This window comes from Candidatus Electrothrix sp. (assembly GCF_052785085.1).
This window is the reverse complement of the sequence record NZ_JALAAI010000200.1, coordinates 1-4,067: the sequence shown is the minus strand read 5'-3', so window position 1 is coordinate 4,067 and position 4,067 is coordinate 1. Positions and strand designations below refer to the sequence as shown.

The window sequence follows — 4,067 nt, the reverse complement described above, 5'->3', positions numbered from 1 at the left end:
GTCTTTTTTAGTCGGCATGCGCATCCAGCTTAATAAATGCGCATTTAAAGGACGACTCAAGAATGGCATACTTTGACATGCAACGCAATGAAATTATTCAACAGGAGAGAAATTCAGCAGATACTAAATACAGAAGAACATCCTGAAAAGTATATCGTTACAAATGTTGGGAGCTTGAATGATACCGGTGGGGAAGTTTGTGTTGATTCGCAAGGAGTGCAGCAGGAGTGCAGTAATGTAGTTGGTCAAGATCCTTTGTATGGATCAGATTTTTTTAGTAGAGATGCCAATAGTAATTTCTTGAGGATTAACGGACAGGATAACACGTTAAGTCACTTTGATTTTTCTGTTATTTCAAGTACAGGGGATGCTGTTACTCCTTCCTTAAAAGAGAGTTCTCAAGAAAAAGTAGATTATTACATGGATGCTCTGTCTACGGATAGCAGTTGTGTTCTTGACAATACTACTGGTTTCATGTGGGAAACAAAGACTGATGATGGTGGATTGAGAGATAAAGATAACTATTATACTTGGTATGATAGCACATTAATGGATGCACCATATTCTGGTGCTGTATGCGGCGGAGGAATTGATTGTAATACTGAAGCTTATATCACCGCAATAAACAATCTGAATCTTTGCGGAGCAAGTAATTGGCGTTTACCTACAGTTGTCGAGCTTCTTTCTATTATAGATTTCGGAAAGTTTTATCCTGCTCTCGACGAAAGATATTTTCCAAATATGGAAAACACAACTCATTATTGGACGAGCAATATTACTCCGTTTCCTATAATCCATAATAGCACTGATGCATTTACTATTTCAATAGCTTCAGCTTATGTAGATAGACAAAATTTTTTCACAGCATATTCATCAACTGAATATGGTCAAATTCACATACTATTAGTTTCTGATGGGCATTAATTATGAAGAGAATATATTTTTTCATCCCCTTGTCTATTTTAATCGCAAGTTCAATTTGTTATTCGTACGAGACATGTCAAAGTATTCGTGCTCAACAAAACGAACGTTTCCGTATAGATGAAAATGGATTGGTTACTGATATCAGTACTGGTTTGACTTGGTCTCGGTGTGCTTATGGGCAGGCTTGGGATGATTCCAGCCAAAGCTGTACCGGAACAATCGAAAATTTGATTTGGAATGATGCTCTTGTAGGGATAGATAACATTGAGTATGCAGGATTCTCTGATTGGAGAATGCCAAATATGAAAGAGTTGGCATCAATCATTTTATTTGGATGTTCTCCTGCGATAAATGAAGATTTTTTTTCTGTTATTGAAGGTACAAACCAAAATGTTTGGACGTCTCAGGCTGATGCGAGAGTACCGGAGAACTCTTGGCTGTTTATGTTAAGCTCGGATGGGATTGTTCGGGAAGGCGATAAAATTACAACACCTTGGGCATATTCTTATATGGTAAGAGGTGGAGGGCTAATATTTTTTCCAGTTGAGACAGAACGAACTGATTGGATTAATTACGTAGGTGCGGAAGGGCATACAACACTAACGATATGGAATGGTAAAAGAAATGATTCCATTAGGGTTGATGATACTTTTGCTATGGATTTGAATCTTCCAGGAAATGCAGAAAATAACATGTGGGTTATCGCGCCTCAATCAGGCACTGTTGTTAAGAGGTTCGATAATCATGGAATGGTATTGATCAGGCACGATACACCACTCTATATTGCGAGTCATGTTGATCCAGTTGACCCTTGGTATAGCAACTTTATACACATGGATGATATCCAAGTTAATGAGGGTGATCCCATAGACATAAAAACTAAAATCGGTACTATTTCCAATACCTCACCCTCGACAATGCCGGTTCATCTCCACTATGTTATATATGAATATAATCCTCCGACTGAGACCTATGAATCTATTGATATTGAGAACGCTCTACCAGATACTGTGACCAAGCCTATAAGTTCTCACGGATATTGGTGTGGTAATTCAGTAGCATGTACCAAGGAGTCACCGTGGTGGGGATTAAATGTTTCTCCATGCAGTATACCGGATACTTCTGCCTGTGCAGAATAGATGATCGTACAAAAGTTTTTTGTGGGGCAGGTACTGATTAATCTTTGATACCGCCAAGCAGAAGCCGCCGGAGAAATGTCTTTCTTCATCTCCACTAACAATGTAAAATGGGTCAGAGTCGAATTAAATCTAATTTTACTCTGACCCCATTAACCCTGTTTATAACGTGAACTTTGAAGCGAATGACGGTCGCGGCGGAACCTGCAACGGCACGATAGTGATTGCTGTTCCTCACAGCCAGAACAGAAAGCAGGCTGTTGATGACGGGCAGGATTATAACTCGACAGAGTTATAGTTGCGTGTAACCACCGGAGACAGATTTTTGAATTTGTCTCCGGTAACTTGAAAGAGGTTCAACGTTAAATGAATAATTCAAGCATTGTGAATGTATTACCAAGGATGTTCGTCAATGTAATTCTGCTGGGTTTCTTTCTGTTGCTCCAGACAACAACAGACTGCGAAGCTGCCAGTGAGCATGTGAAGCTGACGGAGCTGAGACGTATAGTCAGCAACCGCGATATAGATAACGTGTATGATTATCTTGAAGAACTGTCGTTAGAGTCAAGAATTGAAGTTGCACGTCTTGCTGTTGCTGATTCCGATAAATATATCAAACTGATCGGAATTAAAGTATTAGTAGAATCCGGTTTTCCAGACGAAGCTGTTCCTGCCTTGGCCGACAGATTACTCGAAGGTGACAATTTGGCCGCTCTCGGCTACGCTTGGACACATAGTGATGATCATCAGCTAGCTGTGCGCATGTATTTGAAAATCAGCCGATATTTACTTGCAAGGTACGAAAGTTTCGATGCAGGGCAAAAGAAAAAAACAAAGCGATTCATTGTCAATAGTCTCGGACGTGGCAATCGGCTCGAAAGTTTTTCTGTCGAAGCGGCAGAGCAACGTTTATCACAGATTGAAGCACGTCTTATTCAGTCTGAACAATAAAAAAAACTGCCAGAAAAGCAGCAGCAACTGGTGGTCGAGGATGCTCCAAGTTCCTGAGTCGATCATGATTCAGGGCTTTTCTTTTATATCCCACCATATCCTTGCCCTGTCTGCATACATCAGGTAAGATTCTCTTGCGGAAAAAAAGATAAAACGGAGAAAGACGATGATCTCAGATAAATCGTACAACATGAAACAGGCGGCACGGCAGCTACAGAATATTGTCAGTTTTGTCGAACAGGGACATTCTGTAGGTCTGACTCGGGATGGTGAGCCGGTTGCAATATTAGTTTCCGTGACTGAATATCAGTCGCTCCGTTCCGCTCCGAAACGGAATTTCCTACAGGCATTGAAGAAATTTCGGAATCAGTACGCTGATGAACTTGATGACTGCCAGGAGGTATTTGCCGGAATCCGGCAAGCTTCACCGGGAAGAAAAGTCTCATGGTAAAGCCGAGATACCTTCTTGATACGAATATTCTTTCCGAACCGTTGAGACCTCAGCCTGATTCTTCCGTTATGAAGCAACTTGAGCGACACTATCATGAAGTCGCCACAGCCGCTGTTGTCTGGCATGAGCTTAGGTTCGGATGTTGCCGCCTCCCCGTTTCACGCAAACGGCATAGGATTGAACAGTATCTGAACGAAGTTGTGCTTCCCTACCTTTCTCTTCTCCCTTATGATCAGGCCGCTGCTGATTGGCATGCGGAGGAGCGGGCCAGACTTTCAGGAATCGGTCTGGCTCCCCCGTTTGCTGACGGACAGATTGCTGCAATTGCCAAAACACATAATCTGATTGTTGTCACAGCAAACATCGCTGATTTTGAGCATTTTTCCGATATTATCGTTGAGAACTGGTTTCTTTCGGAGTCCGGCCAGGAAGAAGGTAATGAAGAAACCTCCTCTAGGCAGGAGTCGCCGGATAAATAAAGGGTGTTGAAAAGTACCCCAGCATAGAGCAATTTCAGTTGTCCGAGATGCCCAATAAGCATTTTTTTTCGTTTGTCAGTGTTACTGCAGCTTGATGTCGAACACTTTCCAGGCGGAATTCAGCCT

6 protein-coding genes are annotated in these 4,067 nt (G+C 41.8%); all 6 read left to right on the top strand.

All coding sequences use genetic code 11. The features are described from left to right. Positions 1-87 precede the first annotated feature (87 nt). Positions 88-924: an Lcl C-terminal domain-containing protein gene (locus tag L2082_RS18720; protein WP_446012143.1), complete on the top strand. Its 837-nt coding sequence runs from the start codon at positions 88-90 to the stop codon at positions 922-924. A 2-nt stretch (positions 925-926) separates the two neighbouring features. Next, positions 927-2,063, top strand: coding sequence for an Lcl domain-containing protein (locus tag L2082_RS18715; RefSeq protein WP_446011039.1), 1,137 nt, complete (start codon positions 927-929; stop codon positions 2,061-2,063). A gap of 166 nt (positions 2,064-2,229) precedes the next feature. Next, positions 2,230-2,358 (top strand): hypothetical protein, encoded by a 129-nt coding sequence (locus L2082_RS18710; protein WP_446011040.1) that lies wholly within the window; start codon positions 2,230-2,232, stop codon positions 2,356-2,358. Between the two features lie 68 nt (positions 2,359-2,426). Continuing rightward, the gene (locus L2082_RS18705) at positions 2,427-3,011 is read left to right on the top strand and encodes a hypothetical protein (protein WP_446011041.1); all 585 of its coding nucleotides are present in this window, start codon (positions 2,427-2,429) and stop codon (positions 3,009-3,011) included. 166 nt (positions 3,012-3,177) lie between these two features. Next, the gene (locus tag L2082_RS18700; RefSeq protein WP_446011042.1) at positions 3,178-3,462 is read left to right on the top strand and encodes a type II toxin-antitoxin system Phd/YefM family antitoxin; all 285 of its coding nucleotides are present in this window, start codon (positions 3,178-3,180) and stop codon (positions 3,460-3,462) included. Then, a complete protein-coding gene (locus L2082_RS18695; protein WP_446011043.1) occupies positions 3,456-3,941 on the top strand; it encodes a PIN domain-containing protein in 486 nt (161 codons plus the stop codon). The genes L2082_RS18700 and L2082_RS18695 overlap by 7 nt, the downstream gene beginning before the upstream one ends. Positions 3,942-4,067 lie beyond the last annotated feature (126 nt).